The organism is Amycolatopsis sp. cg13, from assembly GCF_041346965.1.
GTDB lineage: Bacteria > Actinomycetota > Actinomycetes > Mycobacteriales > Pseudonocardiaceae > Amycolatopsis.
This window is the reverse complement of sequence record NZ_CP166848.1, coordinates 6,230,591-6,255,186: the sequence shown is the minus strand read 5'-3', so window position 1 is coordinate 6,255,186 and position 24,596 is coordinate 6,230,591. Positions and strand designations below refer to the sequence as shown.

The 24,596-nt window shown below is 69.0% G+C and carries 21 protein-coding genes and 1 other RNA gene; 9 read left to right on the top strand and 13 right to left on the bottom strand.

The window, feature by feature from the left end; all coding sequences use genetic code 11:
* Nucleotides 1-101 precede the first annotated feature (101 nt).
* Both recR and AB5I40_RS29110 read right to left on the bottom strand, forming a co-directional pair.
* A complete protein-coding gene (recR, locus tag AB5I40_RS29115) occupies nucleotides 102-698 on the bottom strand; it encodes a recombination mediator RecR (RefSeq protein WP_009084581.1) in 597 nt (198 codons plus the stop codon).
* 3 nt (nucleotides 699-701) lie between these two features.
* Nucleotides 702-1,058: a YbaB/EbfC family nucleoid-associated protein gene (locus AB5I40_RS29110; RefSeq protein ID WP_344265967.1), complete on the bottom strand. Its 357-nt coding sequence runs from the start codon at nucleotides 1,056-1,058 to the stop codon at nucleotides 702-704.
* A 139-nt stretch (nucleotides 1,059-1,197) separates the two neighbouring features.
* Between AB5I40_RS29110 and AB5I40_RS29105 the strand changes: the two genes are divergently transcribed.
* Both AB5I40_RS29105 and AB5I40_RS29100 read left to right on the top strand, forming a co-directional pair.
* Nucleotides 1,198-2,019, top strand: a complete 822-nt coding sequence (locus AB5I40_RS29105) for an N-acetylmuramoyl-L-alanine amidase (RefSeq protein WP_370940629.1) — start codon at nucleotides 1,198-1,200, stop codon at nucleotides 2,017-2,019.
* Between the two features lie 105 nt (nucleotides 2,020-2,124).
* The gene (locus AB5I40_RS29100; RefSeq protein ID WP_370933392.1) at nucleotides 2,125-5,229 is read left to right on the top strand and encodes a TIM-barrel domain-containing protein; all 3,105 of its coding nucleotides are present in this window, start codon (nucleotides 2,125-2,127) and stop codon (nucleotides 5,227-5,229) included.
* Nucleotides 5,230-5,284: 55 nt separating this feature from the next.
* On the opposite strand, the gene AB5I40_RS29095 is transcribed toward AB5I40_RS29100, so the two are convergent.
* On the bottom strand, nucleotides 5,285-7,381 hold the full coding sequence (locus tag AB5I40_RS29095; RefSeq protein WP_370933390.1) for a DNA polymerase III subunit gamma and tau: 2,097 nt from the start codon (nucleotides 7,379-7,381) through the stop codon (nucleotides 5,285-5,287).
* 87 nt (nucleotides 7,382-7,468) lie between these two features.
* Between AB5I40_RS29095 and AB5I40_RS29090 the strand changes: the two genes are divergently transcribed.
* Nucleotides 7,469-8,278: a spermidine synthase gene (locus AB5I40_RS29090; protein ID WP_370940628.1), complete on the top strand. Its 810-nt coding sequence runs from the start codon at nucleotides 7,469-7,471 to the stop codon at nucleotides 8,276-8,278.
* Nucleotides 8,279-8,284: 6 nt separating this feature from the next.
* Here the strand turns inward: AB5I40_RS29090 and ffs are convergent.
* The 4 genes from ffs to AB5I40_RS29070 all read right to left on the bottom strand — a co-directional run bounded on the left by ffs (nucleotide 8,285) and on the right by AB5I40_RS29070 (nucleotide 11,649).
* Nucleotides 8,285-8,384: signal recognition particle sRNA small type (ffs, locus tag AB5I40_RS29085), an RNA gene on the bottom strand.
* Nucleotides 8,385-8,389: 5 nt separating this feature from the next.
* Complete coding sequence (locus AB5I40_RS29080; RefSeq protein WP_370933388.1) at nucleotides 8,390-8,884, bottom strand: ATP/GTP-binding protein; 495 nt, start codon at nucleotides 8,882-8,884, stop codon at nucleotides 8,390-8,392.
* A gap of 3 nt (nucleotides 8,885-8,887) precedes the next feature.
* The gene (locus tag AB5I40_RS29075) at nucleotides 8,888-9,307 is read right to left on the bottom strand and encodes a roadblock/LC7 domain-containing protein (RefSeq protein WP_009084595.1); all 420 of its coding nucleotides are present in this window, start codon (nucleotides 9,305-9,307) and stop codon (nucleotides 8,888-8,890) included.
* Nucleotides 9,304-11,649 carry an ATP-binding protein gene (locus AB5I40_RS29070; RefSeq protein WP_370933386.1) on the bottom strand — a complete coding sequence of 782 codons (2,346 nt, stop codon included), beginning with the start codon at nucleotides 11,647-11,649 and terminating at the stop codon, nucleotides 9,304-9,306. Before AB5I40_RS29070 ends, AB5I40_RS29075 begins: the two co-directional genes overlap by 4 nt.
* Before the next feature lie 261 nt (nucleotides 11,650-11,910).
* On the opposite strand from AB5I40_RS29070, the gene AB5I40_RS29065 reads away from it, so the two are divergent.
* Nucleotides 11,911-12,816 carry a serine/threonine dehydratase gene (locus tag AB5I40_RS29065; protein WP_370933384.1) on the top strand — a complete coding sequence of 302 codons (906 nt, stop codon included), beginning with the start codon at nucleotides 11,911-11,913 and terminating at the stop codon, nucleotides 12,814-12,816.
* Here the strand turns inward: AB5I40_RS29065 and AB5I40_RS29060 are convergent.
* From AB5I40_RS29060 to AB5I40_RS29050, 3 genes are read right to left on the bottom strand one after another with little or no spacing between them, the layout of a single operon-like run.
* Nucleotides 12,803-14,629, bottom strand: coding sequence for a glycosyltransferase family 39 protein (locus AB5I40_RS29060; protein WP_370933382.1), 1,827 nt, complete (start codon nucleotides 14,627-14,629; stop codon nucleotides 12,803-12,805). The genes AB5I40_RS29065 and AB5I40_RS29060 overlap by 14 nt on opposite strands.
* 45 nt (nucleotides 14,630-14,674) lie before the next feature.
* Entirely contained in the window at nucleotides 14,675-16,162 is a 1,488-nt protein-coding gene (locus AB5I40_RS29055; protein ID WP_370933380.1) for a sensor histidine kinase, read from the bottom strand.
* Nucleotides 16,137-16,889 (bottom strand): response regulator transcription factor, encoded by a 753-nt coding sequence (locus AB5I40_RS29050; RefSeq protein ID WP_043834561.1) that lies wholly within the window; start codon nucleotides 16,887-16,889, stop codon nucleotides 16,137-16,139. The genes AB5I40_RS29055 and AB5I40_RS29050 overlap by 26 nt, the downstream gene beginning before the upstream one ends.
* A gap of 168 nt (nucleotides 16,890-17,057) precedes the next feature.
* Here AB5I40_RS29050 and AB5I40_RS29045 point away from each other — a divergent pair, with 168 nt between their 5' ends.
* Nucleotides 17,058-17,633: a hypothetical protein gene (locus tag AB5I40_RS29045; protein WP_370933378.1), complete on the top strand. Its 576-nt coding sequence runs from the start codon at nucleotides 17,058-17,060 to the stop codon at nucleotides 17,631-17,633.
* Between the two features lie 60 nt (nucleotides 17,634-17,693).
* A complete protein-coding gene (locus tag AB5I40_RS29040; RefSeq protein WP_354748708.1) occupies nucleotides 17,694-17,888 on the top strand; it encodes a hypothetical protein in 195 nt (64 codons plus the stop codon).
* A gap of 1 nt (nucleotide 17,889) precedes the next feature.
* Here the strand turns inward: AB5I40_RS29040 and AB5I40_RS29035 are convergent, their stop codons facing one another.
* Nucleotides 17,890-18,336 carry a nitroreductase family deazaflavin-dependent oxidoreductase gene (locus AB5I40_RS29035; protein WP_370933376.1) on the bottom strand — a complete coding sequence of 149 codons (447 nt, stop codon included), beginning with the start codon at nucleotides 18,334-18,336 and terminating at the stop codon, nucleotides 17,890-17,892.
* Nucleotides 18,337-18,462: 126 nt separating this feature from the next.
* On the opposite strand from AB5I40_RS29035, the gene AB5I40_RS29030 reads away from it, so the two are divergent.
* Both AB5I40_RS29030 and AB5I40_RS29025 read left to right on the top strand, forming a co-directional pair.
* Nucleotides 18,463-19,143, top strand: coding sequence for a TetR/AcrR family transcriptional regulator (locus AB5I40_RS29030; protein WP_370933374.1), 681 nt, complete (start codon nucleotides 18,463-18,465; stop codon nucleotides 19,141-19,143).
* 46 nt (nucleotides 19,144-19,189) lie between these two features.
* Nucleotides 19,190-20,707: a 3-hydroxyacyl-CoA dehydrogenase gene (locus AB5I40_RS29025; protein WP_370933372.1), complete on the top strand. Its 1,518-nt coding sequence runs from the start codon at nucleotides 19,190-19,192 to the stop codon at nucleotides 20,705-20,707.
* A gap of 147 nt (nucleotides 20,708-20,854) precedes the next feature.
* On the opposite strand, the gene AB5I40_RS29020 is transcribed toward AB5I40_RS29025, so the two are convergent.
* Nucleotides 20,855-23,827: a PQQ-dependent sugar dehydrogenase gene (locus AB5I40_RS29020; protein WP_370933370.1), complete on the bottom strand. Its 2,973-nt coding sequence runs from the start codon at nucleotides 23,825-23,827 to the stop codon at nucleotides 20,855-20,857.
* 93 nt (nucleotides 23,828-23,920) lie between these two features.
* A complete protein-coding gene (locus AB5I40_RS29015) occupies nucleotides 23,921-24,193 on the bottom strand; it encodes a L,D-transpeptidase family protein (protein ID WP_370933368.1) in 273 nt (90 codons plus the stop codon).
* Between the two features lie 37 nt (nucleotides 24,194-24,230).
* Between AB5I40_RS29015 and AB5I40_RS29010 the strand changes: the two genes are divergently transcribed.
* The gene (locus AB5I40_RS29010) at nucleotides 24,231-24,590 is read left to right on the top strand and encodes a hypothetical protein (RefSeq protein ID WP_370933367.1); all 360 of its coding nucleotides are present in this window, start codon (nucleotides 24,231-24,233) and stop codon (nucleotides 24,588-24,590) included.
* The last annotated feature ends 6 nt before the right edge of the window (nucleotides 24,591-24,596 follow it).

The window sequence follows — 24,596 nt, the reverse complement described above, 5'->3', positions numbered from 1 at the left end:
GAAGAACGACCTGACCTTCCCCACCGGCTTCATCGACCGAGTATCCCAGCGCACAAAAAAGGACACGGCACTACGGCCGTGTCCTTCCCTGCCGAAAGCTTTTACAACGCGCGTCGCCCAGACAGCGCGCGTCCCAAAGTCAGCTCGTCCGCGAACTCAAGATCCCCGCCCATCGGCAACCCCGACGCCAACCGGGTCACCGACAACCCAGGGAAATCGCGCAGCATCCGCACCAGGTAGGTCGCCGTCGCTTCGCCCTCAGTATTGGGGTCCGTCGCGATGATGATCTCTTTGACATCAGCCTCACCGATGCGCTGCAGCAACTGCCGCATCCGCAACTGCTCCGGCCCGATCCCCGACAACGGATCCAACGCGCCGCCAAGAACGTGGTAGCGCCCCTTGAACTCGCGGGTCCGCTCGACCGCCAGCACGTCCTTCGGTTCCTCGACCACGCAGATCACCGTGAGGTCGCGGCGTTCGTCGCGGCAGATCCGGCACGTTTCCTGTTCCGAGACGTTGCCGCAGATCTCGCAGAACTGGACGCCCTCCTTGACCTTGCCCAGCACGTCCTGCAGCCGCGCGATGTCCGCGGGGTCGGCGGCCAGCAGGTGGAACGCGATGCGCTGGGCACTCTTCGGACCGACGCCGGGCAGGCGGCCCAGTTCGTCGATCAGGTCTTGGACGACACCTTCGTACAAGTGTCAGCCGCCGAAGCCGAGGCTGCCGAGGTCCGGCATGCCGCCGCCGAGGCCGCCGGCCAGCGGGCCCAGTTTCTGCTCGGTGAGCTTCTGCGCGCTCGCCGACGCGTCGCGCACCGCGGCGACCACCAGGTCGGCCAGGGTTTCGACGTCTTCCGGGTCGACCACCTTCGGGTCGATGACGAGGCTCTTCAGCTGGCTGTCGCCGGACACCGTCGCGGTGACCAGACCGCCGCCCGCGGTGCCGGTGACCTCGGTGTTGGCGAGTTCCTCCTGGGCCTCCACCAGCTTCTGCTGCATCTGCTGGGCCTGCTGCATGATCTGCGACAGGTCGAAGCCGCCGCCGCCGGGTTGCACCATGATCGCACTCGGTCCTTCCGCGTTTGGGTGTTCCTCCCCAGCCTAGCCGCGCGCCCGGCGCGTCCGTCCTGGCGGCACGCGTGTGCTGTGGCACCGTGGTCGCGTGCGAGCGAAGACACTCCCGCTGCTGACCGGCCTGATGCTGCTCACAGCGTGTTCCGGCGGCGGCGAGACGCCTGCTTCACCGGCCGCCGCGCCGACGTCGAACGCCAGCTCGGCGGCCCCGAGCCCGAGCCCCAGTCCGTCGTCGAGCCCGCCGTCGTCGTCTTCGAGCCCGCCTTCGACGTCCGCGGTTCCGCCGGTCGGCTCAGGCAAGGTCGTGGTGCTCGATCCGGGCCACAACGGCGGCAATGCCTCGCACCCCGGTGAGATCAACCGGCAGGTGCCCGCCGGGCGCGGGCAGACGAAGCCGTGCAACACCACCGGCACGTCGACCAACGCCGGGTACCCCGAGCACGCCTTCACCTTCGCCGTCGCGCAGGAAGTCGGGAATGCGTTGGCGGCCAAGGGAATCAAGGTCGTCTATACGCGGCAGAACGACTCCGGCGTCGGCCCGTGCGTCGACGAGCGCGCGCAGATCGGCAACAACGCGAACGCCGACGCGGTGGTCTCGATCCACGCTGACGGCTCCACTTCGCCGACCGCGCACGGCTTCCACGTCGCGTACTCGGCGCCGCCGTTGAACGCGGCGCAGGGCGAACCGTCGCTGAAGCTGGCGCGCACCATGCGCGACGGAATCCGCGACGACGGCTTCGCCACGTCCACTTACATCGGTTCGGCAGGCCTTTCGCCACGAAACGATCTGGCCGGGCTCAACCTGTCGACCCGCCCGTCCGTGCTCGTCGAGTGCGGCAACATGCGCAACGCCGACGAGGCCGGGCAGATGTCGTCCGCGGCGGGCCGGGCGCACTACGCACAGGCCATCGCGAAGGCGATCGAGGCGTACCTGGCCAGCGCCTGACGCAGAGAGCCGAAAGGGCTACTGAACGGACAGAACACCGGACACCGTCTTCTTTCTTGATCGGTCCCGACTTACCGTCGCTGGGGACTTCTCGAGGAGGCGCCGGTGGCAACATCACTCCGAGGACGACTGGTGCGGCTGCTGGCCGTGACAGCCATGGCGGGCACTCTCGTGTCGACGGGAGTCGCCGAGGCCGCTCCACAGGCGGTGACCGCCGGGCCAGCGCGGTTCGAAGTCCTGTCGCCGACGCTCATCCGGACCGAATACGCGGGCGACGCCAAGTTCGTCGACGCCGGTACGTTCAACGCGATCGGTCGCGGCAGTTTCCCCAAGACCCCTTACACCGCAACCAAACGCGACGGCTGGCTCACCATCCAGACCAGTGCGGTCAAGCTGCGCTACAAGCTCGACTCGGGCGCGTTTTCCGACGACAACCTCACCGTCCAGCTAAGGACCGGCGGCCAGGACGTCACCGCACAGCCGTGGGCGGGCAAGGCGACTCCGGTCTGCGCGTTCGGCACGCTCTGTGAGGCCGAACAACTGCAGCTCAACGGACCAGGCACGGCCAGCGACCACCGCGGCTACACCGGCGACGGTTTCGCGGCGGGCTTCATCAATCCCGGCGACAGCATGGCCTTCCGCGTCACCGCTGCTGGTGATCAGCAGCTGGATCTTCGCTACGCCAACGGAACCGGCGGCGACGGCCAGCACACCACCCGCACCCTCAGCGTCCTGGTGGACGGCACCAACGCCCGCACCGTCACACTCCCGGCCACCGCTGACTGGGACACCTGGGCCCTCGCGACCGTGCCGGTCACCATGCCCGCCGGGCAGCACCAGGTGACCGTCAAACGCGGCACCGCCGACTCGGGCAACGTCAACATCGACAGCCTCGCCGTGGTCAACCCCGGTGCCGCGTACCCACAGCCCGTGCCGCCCGCCCCGACGCCGTGCGCTTTCGGCGTTCTGTGCGAAGCCGAACAAGGCGCACTTTTCGGCGGCGCGCACCCGGCCAGCGACCACGACGGGCACTCCGGCAAAGCCTTCCTGGCAGGCATGGAACGCGCCGGGGCGTCCGACGCGCTGACGATCACCGGCGTCCCCGCCGACGGCTCCTACGATCTGCAACTCCGCTACGCCGACGCGACCGCCGTTTCCGGCCAAACCCAGCCGACCTCGTTGACGCTCCAAGCTAACGGCGCGTCGACCAACCTGACCCTGCCGTCGACCAGCAGCTGGAATTCGTGGCGTACCAACACAATCCCGGTCAACCTCAAGGCTGGCACCAACACGGTCACGCTGTCCTGCCCGGACGCGAACTGCCACGTCAACCTCGACACCGTCGCCATCACCGGAGCGCATTCGGCACTACTAGCCCCGCACGCGCCGCTCGGCGGTTACCGTCGCGGCCTCGACGGCGTGGACGGCAGTGCAGTCTCCGCACCAGGAATCCTGTACCAGGACGGTTGGTCCCTCCTCGACGACACCGCCTCGGCGCTGTACGACCCGCGCACCAAAGTCGTCACCCAGCGGCCGAGCAGCGAGAGCTACCAGGACGGATACGTCTTCGCCTACGGCCAGGACTACGGCCGCGCACTGCAGGAACTGGCCCAGCTGACCGGACCGTCGCTGCTGCTTCCCCGCTGGGCCTACGGCGTCTGGTACTCCGAGTACTACGACCGCACGGCCGCCGACTTCCAGCAGACGATCGTGCCCAAGTTCCGCGAACAGCACGTGCCGCTCGACATGCTCGTCGTCGACACCGACTTCAAATCGCCGGACCGGTGGAATGGCTGGGAAATCGACCCGACCCGCTTCCCCGACCCCAAGGCGTTCTTCCAGTGGGCACACGACCAGGGCCTGCACACGTCGCTGAACATCCACCCGAGCATCCGCGGCGACGACCCGCAGTTCCCGGCCGCTCAGGCAACCGCGAAGGGCAAACTCCAGCCCAGCTGCGGAAAAGACTGCTACGTCTTCGATTTCGGCGACCCCGACCAGCTGCGAGCCTACTTCGACCTGCACCGGCCGATGGAGCAGCAGGGCAACGACGTCTGGTGGCTCGATTGGTGTTGCGACGCCTCGAAATCCAGCCTCGCCGGTGTCACTCCGGACGCGTGGATCAACCAGCAGTACGCACAGCGCAACGGCTTCGCGTTCTCCCGCGCGTACGGCTCGCTGCAAGCCGGTGGATACAGCTCGCCGACAGCCGTGCCGACCGGGCCGTGGGCCGACAAGCGCACCACGCTGCACTTCACCGGTGACACCATTTCCGACTGGGCCACGCTGGCTTTCGAGGTCGGCTACACACCCGGCGAATCCGCGGCGACGGGTCTGGCTTCGATCAGCCACGACATCGGCGGCCACACCGGCGGATTGCAGCAGCCAGGCACGGAACCGGGCAGCACGAAGCTGCCGGACGACCTGTACGCACGCTGGGTGCAACTCGGCACGTTCCAGCCGATCGACCGGCTGCACTCCAACCACAGCGACCGGTTGCCCTGGCAGTACGGAGCCGCTGCGGACGCGTCAGCGACGAAGTTCCTTAACCTGCGCGAAAACCTCGTGCCGTACACGTACACGCTCGCCCAGCAGGCCACCGCGACCGGGATGCCGATCGTGCGGCCGCTGTACCTGCAATATCCGGATCAGCAAGAGGCTTACGCCCAAGCTGGCGGCGAATACCTGTACGGCCCGGATGTCCTCGTGGCTCCCGCGACCAACCCGGGCACCACGGCGACCACGAGCGTCTGGTTCCCGCCGGGCAACGACTGGACCGACTACTTCACCGGCAAGACCTACCGGGGCGGCACCACCGCGCAGATCACCACCGGTCTGGACACGATGCCGGTGTTCCTGCGCTCCGGCGGAATCATGGTCACCCGCAGCGGAAACGTCGCCGGTGATGCGCATGATCCGCTTACCGCCGCGACGGCCACGGTGGCGGGCGGCCACAACGGTGCCTTCACTCTCTCCGAGCAGGGCAGCACGACTTCCTTGCGCTACACCGAAAACGCCCACTCATCGATGCTCTCGATCGGCAGCACGCAGCGCGCCTGGACCGTCCGGTTCACCAACGCGACCGCACCGGCCGCGGTGTACGTGGACGGTCGCCGCAGCGGTGCCTGGACCTGGGACGCCGCGACCCGGACGGTAACCGTGCAGACGCCGCCGACGCAGCATCCGCTCAACGTGCGGCTCGTGCGGTAGGCGGCCTCGTGAGTGTTGATCACGGTTCTAACCGTGATCAACACTCACGAGAGCTTTAGTCCAGCGGACGCGCGCCGAGGTGGTCGGAGAGGAGCTTGCGCGCGATCTGCTCCGGGTCCTCCTCCGCGGGCGGCGGCGGAGGCGGCGGGACCGGGCTGGAGTCCTCGGAGTAGATGTCGTCGTCCTCGTCCGAGGGTTCGGGCGGGAGCGGGATGTCCGGCTCGCTCGTCGTGACGCGGGGACGGCTCGGCGCTTCCGCCGCGGGCTTCGGCGGGGCCGGAGGCGCAGCGGCGGCCGCCGGGGGCTGGGCAGCCGCGGACGGACGCGTGAACGACCGTTCCGGAGCCGGTGCCGCCGGTTGCTGCCGGGGAGCCTGCCGTGCCGGAGCGGCGGCCGGTGCCGCGCCGTGCACGCAGCGGACCTGCCATTCGCCGCCGAGCACCTCGCTCAGCCCGGCCGCGATCTTGCTCGCGTTGCCCTGGTCGCTCAGCCGCCGGGCGAGCGGTTCGGACTTGTGCGTCAGCGTGACCGCGGAACCGTCGACCTCGGCGACCGCGGCCTGCGTGAGCATGGCTTCGAGCGCACGACCGCCGGTGAACTTCCGCAGCGACGCCAGCAGTTGCGGCCACTTCTCGCGCACCTTGGCCGCGTCGATCCCGCCCGCCGCCGGGGCTTCCTCAGGAGCAGCCGGAGCGGTCGGGGCCTCCGGCTCGGGAGGAGGCGCGGCAGCAGCCGGAGCAGACGTTTCCACGGGAGCCGGACGGCTGCCCTCCGGCCGAGCCGGACGCGCGGGTTCCTCCGCAGCAGCACGAGCCGGTGCGGCCGGTGCCGGGGTCGGGGCGGCGGGAGCTTCCTGAGCCGGACGCTGCGAAGGCCGCTGGAACCGTGCCGGAGCCTCCGCCGGAGCAGCGGAAGCGGCCGGAGCGGACGCGGGACCGGCATTCGGCGCGGGCGCGGGAGCCGGACCCGGAGCAACGGCCGGAGCAGGCGCACCAGCCGGACGTCGCTCCAGCCGTTCGATCCGCGCCAGCAAGGCTTTCTCCGCCTCGGTGACCGACGGCAGCAGCATCCGCGCGCAGAGCAGTTCGAGCACGAGCCGCGGCGACGTCGCGCCGCGCATCTCGAGAAGTCCACTGTGGACAATGTCGGCGTAGCGGGACAGCGTGGCCGGGCCGAGCTTCTCGGCCTGCTCGGTCATCCGCTTCAGCTCGTCGTCCGGCGCGGCGACCAAGCCGCGGTCGGCCGCTTCCGGGACCGCGCGCATCAGCAGCAGGTCGCGCAGCCGGTCGAGGAGGTCGGTGGCGAAGCGGCGCGGGTCGTGTCCGGCGTCGGCGAGTTTCTCGACGGTGCCGAACACTTCGGCGGGGTTGTCGTTCGCGAGCCCGTCGACCACCGCGTCGATCAGCGCGGTGTCCGTGACGCCGAGCAGCGACACCGCCCGCGGGTACGTGACGCCTTCCGGACCGGCACCGGCGAGCAGCTGGTCCAGCACCGACTGGGTGTCGCGCGCGGAACCGCCGCCGGCGCGGATCACCAGCGGGTACACCGCCGGTTCGACCGTCGCGCCCTCGGCAGCGACGTTGCGCTCCAGCAGTTCCCGCATCGAGCTCGGCGGGATCAGCCGGAACGGGTAGTGGTGCGTCCGCGAGCGGATGGTGGTGAGCACCTTGTCCGGCTCGGTGGTCGCGAAGATGAAGATGAGGTGCTCTGGCGGTTCCTCGACGATCTTCAGCAGGGCGTTGAAGCCCTGCGTGGTGACCATGTGCGCCTCGTCGATGATGAACACGCGGTAGCGCGATTCGGCGGGCGCGTAGAACGCCTTGTCCCGCAGTTCGCGGGCGTCGTCCACGCCGCCGTGGCTGGCCGCGTCGAGTTCGGTGACGTCGACGCTGCCGGGGCCTTCCGGCGCGAGCGCGCGGCACGAGTTGCACTCGCCGCACGGATCCGGGGTCGGGCCTTGGGCGCAGTTGAGCGAGCGGGCCATGATCCGCGCGCTCGACGTCTTGCCGCAGCCGCGCGGCCCGGAGAACAGGTACGCGTGGTTGATGCGCCCGGCGGCCAGCGCCGTGCGCAGCGGTTCGGTCACATGCTCCTGGCCGACGACCTCGGCGAAGGTCGCCGGACGGTACTTCCGGTACAGCGCGAGAGCCACGTGCCCGAGACTACAGTGAGCACGGTGAGCCCCTCCCGTTCCGGTCGCGGCCGTGCGCCGAGCGGCCCGCGACCGGGCAGTTACCCGGTGCGGTTCGGGACCGCCGAGCTGCTGCGCGACGCCGATCGGCCCAACGCGTGGATGCTTTCGGTGGACGGGGTGGCGCAGTCTTACGTCGATCTGGACGACCCGACGAATCTGGAGTTCGACTATGTACGCCGGCTCGGCGATCTGGTCGACTTCCTTCCGCCCGGACCGCTCGACGCGCTGCACGTCGGCGGCGCGGGCTGTTCCCTTCCGCGCTACGTCGCCGCGACGCGACCGGGTTCGCGACAGCTGGTGTTCGACGCTGACGAGCCCCTGATCAACCTGGTCCGCGAACAACTCGACCTGCGCAGCGTCCCGAAGCTGCGAGTACGGATCGAGGACGGCCGCGCGGGCGTGCGCAGCAGGCACGACGCGACTGCGGACTTGATCGTGATCGACGCCTTCGAACGCGCGACGCTGGCTGGAGGCCTGGCGACCGTCGAATTCGTGACGGATGTCGCGCGTGTGCTGCGGCCGGGCGCGACGATGCTCGCGAACATCTCCGACGGGCCGGGGTTGCGGTTCGCGCGCCGGTTCCTCGCGACGCTGGCGGAGGTGTTTCCGCACGTCGTCCTGCTGGCCGAACCGAGCGTGCTGCGCGGCCGGCGGTTCGGCAATCTCGTGCTGGCCGCCTCGCGGCTCGAACTGCCGACGGCGGAGCTGACCCGGCGCGCGGCTTCTTCGCCGTATCCGGCGCGGGTGGTGCACGGGGATGAGCTGCGTCAGCTTCGAGGGAAGGCCGCATCGGTGTCCGACGCGGAGGAACTGCCCTCGCCGGTGCCGCCGGATGACGTCCTCGGCCTGTTCTAGGCATAAAAAAAGCGGGTTCCCCCCGTACCCGCCAGAGCCCGCTTATCCTTGCTGCCTTCCGGCCCTGGGGAAGTTCACAGGGTGGACGCCACGGGGGGTCCCCGCAGACGACTATAGCGGACTCGGTTGCGGCACCTCCGACCCCGGCGCCACCCCGGCCCCGACGAGGTCGAGCACCTCCCGCACGGACGCCGGGTCGCGGGCGTCGAACGGATGCACCGGGACGCCGTCGCGCACGGTCAGCGCCCAGCGCACGTCGTGCAGCGGCCGGGTGAGCAGGCCGTCGAAGCAGTTCACCCCGACCACGAACGGCAGCCGCATGCCTTCGACCGCGTCGAGCACCGGGTAGGCGTCGGCGATCCGGCGCGGGTCGACCACCACGAGCACGGCGTCCGCGCCCCGCACGAGGTCCGGCCAGCGGAACCAGAACCGGGCCTGCCCGGGCGCGCCGAACAGGTACCGCCGCCGCTCGCCCTCGCCGAGCCTGCCGAAGTCGAGCGCGGCGGTGGTGTCGCCGGCGTCGGTGCGCACCGGCGCGATCTCCGAAACGGCGTGCACCGCCGTCGTTTTCCCGGCTCCGGCCGGGCCAAGCACGAGAATCTTCACGGGTCAGGCGAACGCGGTGTTCTTCAACTCCTCGACCAGCGCGGGGGTAAGGACTTCGGACGCGCGGTTGGCGAACATCGCCATCTCGTAGGCGATCGTGCCGAGGCTGGCCTGTTTGTTGGCCAGCACGCCGAGCGAGCAGCCGATGCTGATGGTGCAGACCACCAGGTAGCCGCGTTCCAGCTCGACCACGACCTTGTCCGGATCGCCGAGCGGATGGCTTTCGGACACGCTCTGGGCCAGCGCGAGCATCGCCGAGCAGGTCGCCGCGAGCCGGTCGGCGTCCGCGCGGTCGAGGTCCTGCGACGCGGCGATCAGCAGCCCGTCCGCGGATACGGCGAGTGCGGCGATCGCGCCCGCGGTGTGCAGCGCGAAGCGGTTGACCAGCCAGTTGAAGTTCTGCGCGGCGGCGGGAACGGTCATGATCCTCCTTGATCGGCCTGCTGAGCGGTGACTTGCTGTGCTTTGGCGACGCCGTCGGAAAACGAGTCGAAGGTGGCCCGCTCGGCGGCCGGATCGCGCAATTCGCGGCGCGGCAACGGGGTGCGGACGATCTGCGGCAGTTTGAGCCCGGGAGCCAGCTGGGCACCGGGAACGCGGCGGTAGACGCCGTCTCGGGATTCCGGTGGCACCACGGTGAACTGGTGCGTCGGGGACGGGTCCGTGACGTCCTGCGCTTCCGAAGTGTCCTTTTCGGACTCTTCAGCTTCTTCGGTTTCTTCGGGGAGTTCCAGCGTTCCGGCGCGCGAGGCGAATTCCGGTTCCGCCTCCGGCCATTCCGGCGTCTCGGCCTGCTCCGGCTCTTCGGTTTCGAGTTCCGGCGGGTCGATGAACCATCGGAACCCGGCCGGAGTCGGCGCGGACAGCGCGGCGATCGCGGGCGCGGGCAGCAGCACCGGGCGTGGGTCCGGCACCTGTCCCGGTTCGAAAAGCCCTGGCCCGCGACGGAAATCGACGTCGCGGGTGAACAGCGCCTGCGGCACCGAAACCCGGGCCGTCACGCCACCGTCCGGAGTGGACTCCAGCTCGACGCGCAGCGAATGCCGCTGGGCGAGCCGTCCGACCACGGCCAGTCCGAGCTGCTGCCCGGACGCCGCGTCGACCGGTTCGGCGAGCCGCCGGTTCTCCTGCGCCAGCCGGTCCGCGGACAGCCCGACGCCGTGATCGGCGATGCGCACCAGCAGATCGCCGGACGGCTGGAACTCCGTCGAAATCTCCACCGCGGATTCCGGCGGCGAGAAGGCGGCGGCGTTTTCCAGCAGTTCGGCGAACAGCAGCACCAGGTCGATCCCCAGCGACGGCGCGAGCAGCGCCTCCGCCGGTTCGTCGAGCCGGATCCGGGATTCGTCGTCGATTTCCGCGGCGGCCGAGCGCAACGCGGTAGCCAGTTCGATCGGACCGCCGACCCGGGTTTCGTCCCGATTTCCGGTCACCACAAGCAGATCGTCGGCAGTGCGGCGCAGCCGGAGCGCGGCGTGCTCCACGCGGTGCAGCCCGGCGAGCAACACCGGATCGTCCGCGCTGCGCGTCAATTCCTCGACCACCGTGCGCTGGCCCGCGACCAGGTTCTGCGTGCGCTTGGCCGCTCCGACGAGCAACTGGACTCCGGCGCGGCGCGCGTTCGCCTGCTCGGTCACCGCATCAACGCCAGCGCTGCGGAGCCGGTTGAACGCGGCGGCCAGCTCGGCCAGTTCACCGCCGGTTCCGGCTTCGAGAGCGGGCAGCGACGGTTGCGGCGGACCCGATCCCGGCTCGGCGACCTGAACCAATTCAGCGGCAGCGAGGTCGGCGGTCGAGCGCGCTTGCGTGCTCAGCCGCCGCAGCGGCCGGGCGACGGATCGTGCGGCCAGCACGGACAAAGCGGCAACGAGTCCGAAAAGGACAATCGCGGCACCACCGATGATGAACGCCGTCCGGGTCGCGCTGGACGACTGCGCGGAGACAGCGTCGGCGATCGCCCCGGAAAGCCGGGCTTCGACCGCACCGCGCTGATCGGCGAGTTGAGTACCGGCAGTGACCACATCGGACACAAACTGCCGATCTTGCCTCGGCGCGGCGGCCAGCCGGTCGAACTGTTGAGCCGTCGCACCAGTCTCGACCGCCGCGAGCTGCGCCGCGTCCTGGCTCCCGGCCAGCCGGACGAACTGTTCTCCGTAGACGGCAGCGCGCTGACCTGCGCGATCCGCTCCGGCGGACGCGATCAGCGCGGTCGCCCGGGCCGCTCGCTGTTCGTCCGCGCGCAGCAGGGCGTCGAGGGCGTTGAGCTGCCGGGCACCAGTACCGTCCGAAGTGGCCAGTCCCAGTGCGTCGATCACCCCGATGGACAGGGAATCGTAGCCAGACGCCACGTCAGCTACGGAAACCTGACGATTGAGCACGTTCTGCCGCAGTTTCGACAGCGCCCCGCCCGGGCTGATCAGGCTGTCCGCGACGCCGTGCGCAGCGCCGTCCACCGCCTGCCGCTGCCGGACGAGCGCCGTAGTGGTGGCCGACGGGTCGGTGACAAAAGCGGCCGTGAGCAGGCTTTCCTGCTGCAACTGTCCGATCAGTCCGCCCGCTCGCTGTGCCCGGGCCGCGGCGTCCGAAGCGGTCGCGGCCGACGACACGGCGGCGACCTGGGCAAAGACGAGCGGAACCGCCGCCGCTACGACCAGGACCAGCGGAGCTACGACCAACACGGTCACTCGCGCTTGCACAGTGCGGAGTCCGAGGCGGTCGAGCAGCCGCGCAGCGGATTCAGGCGACCGGGCCGAGCCGTCGCGCATCCACGTCACCTTCCGTTCCCGAGGAATCCCGACGAGACCGAGGCGTGGAGTGCACCGAACGGGGACACCCGCAGAAAGCTACTACTCTCAGTAGTACTCGTCGCGGTACGCACATGGTCGGACACCCCACGTCTGCGCAGAGCTTAGCGAGATCCGCAAGATCTAGACAATGCCCTCTTGTACCGTGTCGCGCCCTGACACGCTGGGGTTTTCCCGGCGAGCGGCACGCACGCGAGTACGCCAGGGAGGAGAATGGCCGATATGCGCACCCCGCCTGTCGCCGCCGACGTCGCCGCTGCCCATCTCCACCTCCGACCACACGTCCGGTGGACGCCGCTGTTACGCACCGAAATCGACGGCCGTCCGCTCGTCCTCAAGCTGGAGCACCTCCAGCGGTCCGGTTCGTTCAAGCTCCGCGGCGCGGTAAACGCCCTGCTCACCGGCCCTAAGCCGAAGCGAGTGGTCACGGCGTCGGGTGGCAATCACGGCCTCGGCGTCGCCACCGCCGCGCAGGCGCTGGGCATTCCCGCCGTCGTCTACGTGCCGGAGTCCGTGCCCGAAGCGAAGGCCGCGGGCATCGAAGCGGCGGGCGCGAAGCTCATCCGGCATGGCACGGCCTACGCCGAAGCCGCGGCAGCCGCGCTGGCGGTCGCCGCAGAACCTGGCACCCGCTATCTGCACGCGTACGACGACGCCGACGTGATCGCCGGCCAAGGAACCGCGACCGCGGAGATCGTGGCCGACGCACCGGACGTCGACGCCGTCGCCGTCGCGGTGGGCGGCGGCGGGCTGGCGTCCGGTGCGACGCTGGCGTCCGGCGGCCGTCAGGTGTTCGCGGTGGAGCCGGAGCACTGCCAAGCGCTGCATGCCGCCCTCGCCGCAGGCGAGCCGGTGGACGTCACGGTCGACTCGGTCGCCGCTTCCGCGCTCGGCGCGACCCGCGTCAGCGAGCTGGCGTTCGGCATCCTCAACTCGCCGTCGGTCACCTCCGTGCTGGTCTCCGACGCCGAGATCCTCGCCGCGCGCGACCTGCTGTGGCGCGACTTCCGGCTCGCCGTCGAACCCGCCGCCGCGGCACCGCTGGCCGCCTGGCTCGCCGGGCGCATCCCGGCCGAGCTGCCGTGTTTTGTCTTGTGCGGAGCCAATATCTCGGTCAGCTTTGCGTGAGGTCGTACACCTTCGCGCCGCCGACCGTGGTGGCGGGGAAGTGCTGCTCGACCCAGCTCGTGATCTTCCCCGAGGTGCCGCGGCTGCCGCCAAAGCCGCCAGGGCCGCCACGGCCGTTGCGCGCGGCCACGACGAAGTAGTGGATGTCGCCGCTTGCCACGTACTGCTGGAATTGCGCGAGCGTCGGCGCGGGATCGCTGCCGCTGAAGCCGCCGACCGCGAGCACCGGTTTGCCGCTGTTCAACGCCAGTCCGGCGGCCTGCATCGCACCGGTTTCGGCGGCGGCCCACTTCGTTGTCGTGGTCTCCAGCAGCCGGTTAAGCTCCACATTGGACTGTTGCGGCCCGCCGAAACTGACGCGGCCCTTGCGCTCACTTTGCGGCCCGGATGCCGGACTTCCGCCGGTATGCGCCGTCGCAGCGGTAGCCACGGTGAAAGACGCCATCCCCAGCAACGCGGCCACGATCGCCAGCCCCGCGACGACTCGGCGCGCAGTCCCGATCAGCAACGCGACCACGCCTAGGACGCCGAGCACCAGCACGGTGTACCGCACCCACGGCTGCCAGTTCGGCGTCCGGTGCAGCAGCACGAAAGTCCACGCGACGGTCGCCGCCAGCATCACCGCAAGCACCACTCGCGGGGCCAGGTAAGCGCGGCCGCGCCACAGTTCGGTCGCGGAAATCGCTACTGTGGCGGCGATTCCCGGCGCGAGCGCAACCGTGTAGTATGGGTGGATGATCCCGCTCATGTAGCTGAACACAAGAGCGCTGACCACCGTCCAGGCACCCCACAGCAGCAAGGCCGCCCGCGTGCGATCAGTGCGCGGCGCTCGGCGGCTGAACCACAGCCCGGCCACGAGCCCGATCAAGGCGGCGGGCAACAGCCAGGACGCCTCGCCGCCGAATTGCTGAGTGAACAACCGAGTCAAGCCAGCTTGGCCGCCAAAGCCATGCTCAGCGCCGGGAAACTCCGGCAGTTTGGGTCGCGCGTCCCCACCGTGCGACTGGCCGAAAATCCGGCCGAGTCCGTTGTACCCGAAGGCCAATTCCAGCACGCTGTTGTTCGTCGACCCGCTGATGTACGGCCGGTCGGCCACCGGCCACAACGCCACCGCGAGCACCCACCAGCCCGCGGAAACCACCACCGCACCGGCAGCGGCGAGCAGTTGCCACACCCGCCGTCCCAGCGAAGTCGGCGCAGCCACCGCGTACGCGAGGACGAAGGCGGGCAACACGAGGAACGCCTGCAACATCTTGTCGAGGAATCCGAAGCCGATCGCGACGCCCGTCAGCAGCAACCACTTCGTGCTCGCGTTTTCCAGCGCTCGCACCAGGAAATACCCGCCAGCCACCAGGAGCAGCACGAGGAACGCGTCCGGATTGTTGAACCGGAACATCAACGCGGCCACCGGAGTGAGCGCGAGCAACGCCCCGGCCAGCAGCGCGGCCACGGGACCGGAAAGCCGCCGCACCGCCAGGTACAGCAGGCCGACCGAACCCACGCCCGCCAGCGCGTCCGGCACCAGCATGCTCCAGCTGGAGAATCCGAAGATCCGCCCGGACAATCCCATCATCCACAGGGAAAGCGGCGGTTTGTCGACGGTGACCACGTTGCCCGGATCGAGCGAGCCGAAGAACCACGCTTTCCAGTCCCACGTGCCCGCCTGCACGGCCATCGCGTAGAAATCGTTGCCCCAACCGGAAATCGCGACATTGGTGAGGTACAGCGCGGCAGTGCCGAGGAGCAACACCGCGACCGCGGGCCGGACCCAGCGTGGCGTGCCCACCAGGACGGGCGCGTCGACAGTCGTCATGCCCGCAATTCTCACGGCCCGTGCTGTGCGCGGGCTGTGAATCACTCACGAAGGAGTGTTGCCACCGTCACGCAATTGCGGGAACGCGGCAACGAATTCGGTCCGCCCCGGCCCGCTGGTGACCATCACCCGTCCGGAATGCGCGGCTACGACCGCGGCGACAATCGCCAACCCCAGCCCAGTGCTCCCAGCAGCGCGCGAACGGGAATTGTCGCCACGGGCGAACCGCTCGAATACCTCGGGCAGGATTTCCGGCGGAATTCCCGGCCCATCGTCCACAACGGACAAAGTGACCCATCCGTCCCGAGTGGACAGTGCCGTCGTCACCGTGGTTCCGGCGGGCGTGTGCGTGCGGGCATTGCCGAGGAGGTTCAGCACCACCTGGTGCAGTTGCCCGGAATCGCCCAGCACCGCGATCGGTTCGCCGGGAAGTTCCAGCAGCCACTTGTGTTCCGGTCCGGCGACGTGCGAATCGGCGACCGCGTCCGCGACCAGCCGGGACAAATCCACCGGCTGGTGCACCACCGGACGTCCGGAGTCGAGCCGGGCGAGCAACAGGAGATCTTCCACGAGCGTCGTCATCCGCGCCGATTCGGATTCCACCCGGCTCATCGCGAACGCGATGTCCGGCGGCACCTGCTCGCCGCTGCGCCGGGTCAATTCCGCGTACCCGCGAATCGCGGCGAGCGGCGTGCGCAATTCGTGGCTCGCGTCCGCGACGAACCGCCGCACCCGGCTTTCGCTGGCTTGGCGGGCGGCGAGCGCCTCAGCGATGTGGCCCAGCATCCGGTTGATCGCCGAGCCGACCTTGCCGACCTCGGTTCGCGGATCAGTGTCCACTTCGGGCACTCGCTCGGACAGCGCGACCTCGCCGCGGTCCAGCGGCAGTTCGGAAACCCGGGAAGCGGTTGCGGCGAGCCGGTCCAGCGGAGCCATCGTGCGCCGGATCGTGACCGCACCGGCGAATCCGGCCACGAGAATGCCGCCGAGCGCGACGCCGCCGAAGATGAATCCCAGCCGCCACAACGTTTCCGCGACCCGGCTCATCGGCAACCCGATCACGGTGAACTCGCCGCGCGGCGAATACGTCGACACCACCCGGTATTTTCCGAGGTTCCCGGGCATCTCGACCGTGCGACGCTGGCCGTTCGGCGCGAGCACGAGCAGGACCCGTTCCTGCTCCGACGACAGCGGGACGAGACCGAACGGACCGATCACCTGCCCGTTGACCGCTCCATTGTGGACGACCAGGCTGAGCGTCCCCTCGGGCTGGCCCAGCACGCGCAACGGATCCGGCGGCACCTTGCCGGTGCCGTTGATGGGCGGCCGCGGCACACCGTGCCGGAACCCGCGGTCGCTCGCCGCCGCCAGCTGCTGATCGAGCTGCCCGACGAGAAAGCTGTTCAACGCGAGTTCGGTGACCACGCCGACCACGACGCAGACCAGTGCGAGCAGCGCCGCCAGCTGCATGATCAGCCGGCGGCGCAACGACCACGGACGGCGGCGCTCAGCCTGCGGCAGGTTTGAGGACATACCCGGCGCCGCGCATGGTGTGGATCATCGGTTCCCGATCGGCGTCGATTTTCTTGCGGAGATAGGAAATGTACAGCTCGACGATATTGGCCTGGCCGCCGAAATCGTAGCTCCACACGCGGTCGAGGATCTGCGCCTTCGACAGCACCCGGCGCGGATTGCGCATCAGGTAGCGCAGCAATTCGAACTCGGTCGCGGTGAGCGGCACCAGATCGCCGCCGCGGTGCACCTCGCGGCTGTCCTCGTCCAGCGTCAAATCGCCGACCACCAGCTGCGATCCGGTCGAACCGGAAACGCCGCCCGCCCGGCGCAGCAGCGCGCGCAGCCGCAACGCCACCTCTTCGAGGCTGAACGGCTTGGTCACGTAATCGTCGCCGCCCGCGGTGAGCCCGGCGATCCGGTCTTCCACCGCGTCTTTCGCGGTCAGGAAAAGAACGGGCAGATAAGGCGTTTCGGCGCGCATCCGGCGCAGCACCTCGAGCCCGTCGAAATCGGGCAGCATCACGTCGAGCACCACGGCGTCCGGCCGGAAATCGCGGCCGACGCGCACCGCCTCGGCTCCGGTGCCCGCGCTGCGCACCTCCCAGCCCTCCATCCGCAGGGCCATCGACACGAGTTCGGCCAGCGTCGATTCGTCGTCGACGACCAGCACGCGGACCGGGCTGCCGTCCGCGCGGCGCAGTTCGGCCTTGCCCCGGCCGGCAGATGCGGCGTTCACACTGCTCATGGTGCCATCTTCAGGGCCCGCCTTCAGGTCGAGCTGTGCCCCGGCTGTGCGTTTCCTGTGCGGTTCCCCCGCCTGGGTGCACAGGTGTCCCCCACGTCCGGCACAGCTTCCGCACAGCGCGCGCCCCGACGCTCGGGAACAACCAGCTCGAACGTTCCGGAGGAGACCATGACGACCGATCCAGCACAGGGCGCGACCTGGGGAGAGCAGCCTGCTCCCGCATCCGGCGGCAGCGGTCCCGGGAAGACGTGGTCCGGCCGGAAGACCGCGATCGCGGCGGGCGTCGCGGTCGTGATCGCGGTGGGCGGCGGACTGGCGATCTGGGCGGGCACCAGCGGCAGCAACGCGACCGCGCAGCAAGGTCAGGGGCCTGGCGGTTTCGGCGGTCCGGGCGGTCCCGGCGGGCAAGGCGGTTTCGCCGGTCGCGGAGGAATGGGCGGAATGGCCGCGCTGCGGGACGCGCTGCACGGCGACTTCGTGGTGGCCGATCCGGCCGGCGGGTATGTGACCGAACGCCTGCAGACCGGGACGATCACCGAACTCAGCGCCACCTCGGTGACCCTGACGAGCAAGGACGGCTACAAGCAGAGCTACACGCTGGATTCGTCGACCGCCAAGACCGGTTCGCCCAAGTCCGGCGACAACGTCACCGTGATCGCGAAGGTCCAGGGCACCACGGCCACCGCGACCTCGCTCGGCGAAGCCCAGCAGTTCGGCAACGGACAGCCTCGCCGCCGCGGTTAGTCGCCTGAAGGGAACCTTGAGAGACTTCCTCAAGGTTCCCTTCCGAGCGAGGAGGCTGTCGTGAAGCGGTGGATCACGCTGGCGTGCGGTGTGGTGCTGGTGCTCGTCGGCGCGGTGTGGGTGCTGCAGGGCGTCGGCGTGCTGACCGGAAGTTTTATGACCGGCCAGAAGCTGTGGTTCCTGATCGGGCTGGTCGCGTTCCTGGTCGGCGTGGTGCTCGTCGCGGCCACCACGTTCCGGAAACGCACGCACTGACTCACTTGGTGAAGACCTCGAACACCGGGTAGCCCGGCGCGATCTCCAGCAGCTTCTCCTCCGGAGCCTTCGCGTCCACCCCGTCGAAGAACACGCCGACCTCGAACGCCCAGCGCTTGAGGTACGAGCGCAGGATGGCGGGCTTCTCCTCGTTCGCCAGCTCGCGGTAGGTGAACGCCTCGGTGCGCCGCCCGACGGTCAGCTGGCCCTCGCCCGCGGCGCGGAGATTCCGCACCCACTGGGTTTCGCCGCGCGCGGCCACCAGGTACTGCTTGCCCTCGAACGGCAGCAGGTTCACCGGGATCTCGCGCAGCTCGCCGGACTTGCGACCGCGAACGCCCAGCACCCGGCTGCCCCACACACTGACGCCGCGCTTGGTGAGCCAGCGGACGACGCCGTTGAACGCCGCGGTCGCCTTGCCCGGTTCGACGTAACGAGTGCTGGTCATGGGGTCCTCCTCGGTTTGCGAGAGCGGTGCTCTCTGTTGTGAACAGTGAACACCGGCGGGTTGTAGTCTGTCAAGAGCAGTGCTCTCGGTTTTGCACAGCGCTCTCGATCGAGGCACACTGATCGCATGACTGCCGCACCCCGGACCGCCCGCGAACGCGTCCGCGCCGAGCTGACCCGCGAGATCAAGGACGAGGCCCGCCGCCAGCTGGCCGAGGTCGGCGCGCTCGGACTTTCCCTGCGCGCGGTCGCCCGTGAACTCGGGATGGTCTCGTCGGCGCTGTACCGGTACTTCCCGAGCCGAGATCACCTGCTCACCGCACTGATCGTCGACGCGTACAACGCCGTCGGAGAGGCCGCCGAGCAGGCCGATCCGCGCACCGGCGACCCGCGGACGCGCTGGCGAGCCATCTGGCGCGCGACCCGCGAGTGGGCGCGCGCGAACCCGCACGAGTACGCGCTCATCTACGGCTCGCCGATCCCCGGTTACCAGGCTCCGCAGGACACCGTCGGGCCCGCCGGGCGAGTGGCGTTCGCGCTGGTCGCGGTGCTGCGCGACGCCCATCCGCACGAGCCAGCGGTCACCGCGCCGATGTCGGAGGAGCTGCGCGCGCAGGCCGATCAGCTCACCCGGATCCTGGAGATCGACGCGCCCGCCGAGGTCGTCATGCGTGCCATCGGGGCCTGGACGCAGCTGTTCGGCGCGCTCAACTTCGAGCTGTTCGGCCAGTACGTCGGCAGTGTCGACCCCACCGACGCGTACTTCGAGCACCTCATCGGGCAGATGGCGGACTTCGTCGGCCTGTAGTCCGGGGTAAGTTCGCCGTGGCGCCAAAGCGAAAGGTGGGTTCGACGTGACGGGATGGGCCGGACGGGTCGGCAGGATCCGGGTGATCGGCACCGGCGTGATGGGACGAGGCATCGTCCAGCTCGCCGCGACCGGCGGAGCCACCGTGGAACTCGCGGACGCAGCACCGGACGCGGTCAACGCGGCGATCGAGCACGTCGGCGCGATGGTCGACCGGCTGGTCGCCAAGGGCAAACTGGCCGAAGACGCCGGCCGCGCGGCGAAGGAGCGACTGGTCCCGGTCGACGGCCCGCTCGCGCCCGCCGAGGGCGTGGATCTGGTGATCGAAGCCGTCCGCGAAGACCTGGAAACGAAGCAAACCCTCTTCGCCGGCCTGGAGAAGGTCTGTGGCCCAGACACCATCTTCGCGACCAACACCAGCTCGCTGTCCGTCACCGAAATCGCCGCCGGGATCACTGACCCCGCACGCATGATCGGCCTGCACTTCTTCAACCCGGTCCCGCTGATGCGCCTGGTCGAGGTCATCCCCGGCGCTCGCACCGCCGACTGGCTGCCGGGCGAAGCGCTCGAACTGGTCCGCAGCTGGGGCCACGAACCCGTGCTGGCGAAGGACGCCCCCGGCTTCCTCGTCAACCACGCAGGCCGCGGCCTGAACACCGAAGCCCTGCAGATTCTTTCGGAGTCTCTCGCTTCTCCCGCCGAAATCGACCGCATCGCGCGCGACGTCCTCGGTCTCAAGCTGGGCCCGTTCGAGCTGCTGGACCTCACCGGGCTGGACGTCTCGCACGCGGTGCTGGAAAGCATCTGGAGCGGCTTCCACGCCGAACCACGCCTGCGCCCGTCGTGGCTCACCCGCCCGCGCGTCGCCGCCGGACTCTTCGGCCGCAAAACCGGCGAAGGCTTCTACCGCTACACCGACGGAAAACAAGAACTCCCCGCCGAGGTTCCGGCCCCGCCCGCTCCCTCGATGCCGGTCTACGCCGCCGACGAACGCCTTGGCCGCCTCCTGTCCGCAGCAGGCGTCGACGTCGTCCCCGACGCCTACCCCGACACGGTTCTCCTGGTGACCCTGCGCGGAGAGTCCACTGTGGAGGCTGCCCGGCAGTTGGAGCTGCCCGCCTCACGGGTCTGCGGAATCGACGCCCTGGGCTACGAATCGCGATTCACGCTGTCTGTCCACCCTGGACTGGACCCGCAGTACGGCCGCGCCGCCTGGGGCGCCCTGGCCGCCACCGGGACTCCCGTAACGGTCGTCCGCGACGGTGCCGCGCCCATCGCACAACGCCTTCTGGCTTCGATCATCAACACGGCCTGCTACATCGCCGACCAGGGTCTGGCAGCTCCCGCGGATATCGACACCGCCGTACGGCTGGGCCTTGGCTATCCCCGAGGTCCGCTGGAATGGGGCGATCTGGTCGGTCCGGAGAAGGTCCTGCGGATTCTGAATGGCCTGCTGCGAGCCACCGGGGATCCTCGTTACCGTCCCAGCGGGTGGCTGACTGAACGGGTCGCGCTGGGTCTGCCGCTCGCCTCCACCGGCACCCGGCCCGCTGATCTGGCCTGAGTTTTTGCCGGTGGCGGGTGCACAGTCCCGGAAGAACGGTCTGTGAGGGGAACCCTGAGGGAATCTGATTCCCTCAGGGTTCCCCTCACGGCAACGGATTTTCTCAACGGAGCCCCACGGACTCCGCAGTGAGAAAGCAGCTGGAACTCACCAACGATAATCCGTCGCGGCCCCATTCCGGTAAATAATGTAGCCACCCTGGAAATCGCTGCGAGCGCCCCCGCTGATCGGGTACTCATCCGAGGTCGGCAACCTCAAATACCCGTTCTCCCAACCGAGCGCGGCCCACCGCTTGCGAATCTCCCCTTGCACCATGTGCGCCCCGGTGCCCGCACTCCAGTAAATCGAGCCACCGCCGGTGAAGTGGTTGTACCGCGCGGTCCCGTTAGGAGTCCCGGTTTCGTCGGTGGTCGGATACCCCATCCCGCGCTCCCAACCCAGCGAGGCCCACTTGTCCCGGATCGCCCCGCCAATCTGGTGCGCCCCAGTAGAAGGGGTCCAATAGATCGAGCCGCCGACCGTGAAGTGGTTGTACCGCCCCACTCCGTCCGGCGTCCCGGACTCGTCTGTAGCCGGGTAGCCAAGACCCCGCTCCCAGCCCAGCGAAGCCCACTTGTCCCGAATAGCCCCGCCGATCTGATGCGCCCCACCGGCAGGCGTCCAATAAACCGATCCACCAGTGAAATGGTTATACCGCCCGACCCCGTCGGGAGTACCGGACTCGTCAGTGGTCGGATACCCCACCCCGCGTTCCCAGCCGAGAGCAGCCCACTTGGCCCGGATCTGCCCCTGCACCGAATGCGCCCCCGTGGACGCGGTCCAGTAAATAGAAGCAGCCTGGCTGCCGGGCGTACCCAGCAAATGGTTATACCGGCCCACTCCGTCCGGAGTCCGAGTCTCGTCGGTCACCGGCGGCCCATAAATCTGATGCCCGCCGATCGCGAGATAGCGGGCCAGGATCTGCCCGCCGATCTCCCGCACCCCGGTAGCCGCCGACCAGTACAACCGGCCGTTCGCGTAAACGCGGTACCGCACCGGGCCGTCCACCACCTCAGGACCCGTTGGCGCACCAAGCAAACTCCGCAATCCCGGCTCAGCCGCATACCGCTGGTCAATCGCCGTCACGTAGTTGGCAGTGAGCGTCATATCACCAGCCCCCACGGTGATCGACCACGAAGAGGTAGCCGGACCGTCCTGCCAACCGGTGAACTTGGAGACCCCGTCGGTGCCAACCAACGCCGCGGTCACGTCAAACGTCGCACCCTCCGTGACCATCGCACTGCTGACGCCACCCTCGCTCGGGATGCTCAACGCGGCGGGCTGCGTCCCCACCAACGTCAACCGATGCTGGCGCGGGTAAGCAACATAGGTCTTACTGGCCTGCACTCCCGCACTATCGGTGACAGTCGCGGTGAACTCCATCCGCGAGTCAGTGTGATCAGTAAACGGAACCGTCAAGGTAGGCCCAGTAGCCCCGTCCCCAGGATGCACATGACAAGCCCCAAGATCCGGACAATGCCGAATCAACGACGTCCACGTAACGGGAAGCGCTCCATCCTCAACGTCCGTGGCCGTGGCGGACAACGAAACCGGCTCACCCACCGCGAAATTCTTGTCCGGCGCGGTCAAAGTCAACACCGGCGAGTGGTTACCCGGCGCGACAGCGATCTTCGCCGTCCCAACCCCGCCAAGCGGATCCGTCACCGTCAAAGTCGCGGTGAACGAAGCACCGTCCCCGTACTGATGGCTGGCCTGAATCCCGGTACCGGTACTGCCATCGCCGAAGTCCCAGGCGTATGTGAGCGGGTCCCCGTCAGCATCAGTAGAACCACTGGCGTCAAAGGAAACGGTGCGAGTATCCGGATCTGTCGAAGACGTGGCCTTGGCCACCGGCGGAGCGTTGTTCGTCGAGTAACTCAACCGCCGAAGCACCCCGGAGTTGAGGTCGCTGAAGACGATGTCCCCGTTAGGCGCGGCGGAAATCCGAGTAACCCCACCGATATTCTGGAACGGCGGCGGACTCGTCGGTGCCTGCGTGAGCTTGCCCTGCGCGTCATACCGCAACGTCCAGATCTTCTGCCCCGCGTAGTCGCCGAAGAAATACGCGCCCTGGTAAGCAGCCGGATAAGTAGTGCCCCCATACACAATCCCACCGGTCACGCTGTTGCCCTGCGCGGGACCAGTCCCGTGCTGGTAATCCCACAACGGCGGAGTGTTCACCACCGAAGCACAACGCGCGTCCGTCGAATAACCCGGCGTGGGATGGTTCCCCTCGTAACAAGGCCACGCGAGATTCGCGCCAGGCTGCACGACGTCCAGCTCTTCCCAGGTGTACCAGCCGACGTCGCCGACCACCGGAAGGCCGCTCTTCGGGTCGAGACTGAACCGGAACGGGTTGCGGAAACCGCTCGCGAACACCTTGCTGCGAGCGGAATCCGGCGCGGAAGCGGTGTAGTACGGGTTGCTCGGCACACCCTTGCCATCCGCGGTGATATGCAGGATCTTGCCGAACGGCGAATCGAGGTCCTGCGCGACGAAGGCGACCGGATTGGTCTTGCCCGCGTCGCCGTTGTCGCCGACGGAGTACCAGAGGGTGCCGTCCGGCGCGGGGTAAACCGTGTCGAGGCCGTGGATGTAATACGGGCTGCCGGGCAGGTCGAAAATCACCTGCTCGCCGGTCAGTCCGGACGGATGGCCCTGGCCGTCGAGCTGCACGGTGAACTTGGCGGCGCGCAGCGTGTACTGGCCATTGCCCAGCGACACCGAGCGGTTCAGGTAGATCTGGTGCGAGGTGGCGTAGTCCGGCGCGAGCGCGATGCTCGTGAGGCCCATGTCGCCCTGCGTCTCGACCGGGAAGGTCGCGATCCGCTGCGGCGCGCCGGCGCCCGCGGCCGGGACCCAGTTGACGACGCCGGACTTGCCGAGGGCAAGCACGCTGTCGTCGGGCAGCCAGGCGAAGTCGGTGAACTCGTACTGCCCGAGCCCGGTCGGCAGGTCCCGCAAGACGAACCCCGGCGGCAGCGCCGGAGTGTCGGCAGCTGCCGCCGGGGCGACCGCGATGGGAACCGCGACCGCCGCGAGTGCGGCCACGAGCAGGGAACGGAGCTTGCGCCAGGCCATCCAAGGCCCCCTTTCTGAGCGTTCGGTAATCGCTCAAAAGGGGGACGAAGTTGCCTCTATCGGGTGATATTTATCTGAACGTGACGCTCTGGGTCAGGGCACGACCTGGACCACGTCGCCGACGTGCAGGGTGTTGAAGAACCGCAGCGACGACGCCGCCGACAGGTGGATGCAGCCGTGCGAGTACACCTTCAGGCTGCCGGTGTGGAACGCGTCGCCCGGGTAGAAGAAGACCGAGTTCGGCATCGGCGCGTTGTCGAACTGCTTGCTCAGGTGCAGCTTTTCCTTGGACAGCACGTGGAACGTGCCGGTCGGGGTCGCGTGCCCCTTGCGCCCGGGCAGCATCGAGACGGGGCCGTAGATCACCTTGCCGTCCTGCAGCAGCCACGCGCGGTGTCCGGAAATGTCGACACAGGCGCTGGTGCCGGAAGCGGCGGCGGCCGCCGCGCACGGAACGTCGGCGCTCGGCTCCGGGTCGGCCTTCGGCTGCGGCTTGGGCGCGGGTTTCGGAGTCGGCTTCGGCGTCGGAGTCGCGCTGGTGCTCGCCGGGCTGCTGCTGGTCACCGGGGCGGAACTGCTGGCCGGCGCACTGGACGAGGTGGGCACGCTCGCCGCCGCGGGAACCGCCCCGCCGCCGGAAGCCGACCCGGCCGTGCCGCCGGAGCACGCCACGAGCCCGAAAGCCGCGGCCAGCGCCGCCATCCCCACCAGAACCCTTTTCACGATCCGGTACCCCCGCGTTCGGTCGGGTCACATTCGGTAGGACCCG

Excerpts from the sequence above, each read along its gene's own strand:
- AB5I40_RS29060 (WP_370933382.1), bottom strand. The coding sequence starts at position 14,629 with ATGACGACTGTCGACGCGCCCGTCCTGGTGGGCACGCCACGCTGGGTC.
- AB5I40_RS29035 (WP_370933376.1), bottom strand. The coding sequence starts at position 18,336 with ATGACCAGCACTCGTTACGTCGAACCGGGCAAGGCGACCGCGGCGTTC.
- AB5I40_RS29055 (WP_370933380.1), bottom strand. The coding sequence starts at position 16,162 with ATGTCCTCAAACCTGCCGCAGGCTGAGCGCCGCCGTCCGTGGTCGTTG.
- AB5I40_RS29050 (WP_043834561.1), bottom strand. The coding sequence starts at position 16,889 with ATGAGCAGTGTGAACGCCGCATCTGCCGGCCGGGGCAAGGCCGAACTG.
- AB5I40_RS29070 (WP_370933386.1), bottom strand. The coding sequence starts at position 11,649 with ATGCGCGACGGCTCGGCCCGGTCGCCTGAATCCGCTGCGCGGCTGCTC.
- AB5I40_RS29075 (WP_009084595.1), bottom strand. The coding sequence starts at position 9,307 with ATGACCGTTCCCGCCGCCGCGCAGAACTTCAACTGGCTGGTCAACCGC.
- AB5I40_RS29065 (WP_370933384.1), top strand. The coding sequence starts at position 11,911 with ATGCGCACCCCGCCTGTCGCCGCCGACGTCGCCGCTGCCCATCTCCAC.
- AB5I40_RS29030 (WP_370933374.1), top strand. The coding sequence starts at position 18,463 with ATGACTGCCGCACCCCGGACCGCCCGCGAACGCGTCCGCGCCGAGCTG.
- AB5I40_RS29045 (WP_370933378.1), top strand. The coding sequence starts at position 17,058 with ATGACGACCGATCCAGCACAGGGCGCGACCTGGGGAGAGCAGCCTGCT.
- AB5I40_RS29110 (WP_344265967.1), bottom strand. The coding sequence starts at position 1,058 with ATGGTGCAACCCGGCGGCGGCGGCTTCGACCTGTCGCAGATCATGCAG.
- AB5I40_RS29020 (WP_370933370.1), bottom strand. The coding sequence starts at position 23,827 with ATGGCCTGGCGCAAGCTCCGTTCCCTGCTCGTGGCCGCACTCGCGGCG.
- AB5I40_RS29010 (WP_370933367.1), top strand. The coding sequence starts at position 24,231 with ATGTCGACACAGGCGCTGGTGCCGGAAGCGGCGGCGGCCGCCGCGCAC.
- AB5I40_RS29105 (WP_370940629.1), top strand. The coding sequence starts at position 1,198 with ATGCTGCTCACAGCGTGTTCCGGCGGCGGCGAGACGCCTGCTTCACCG.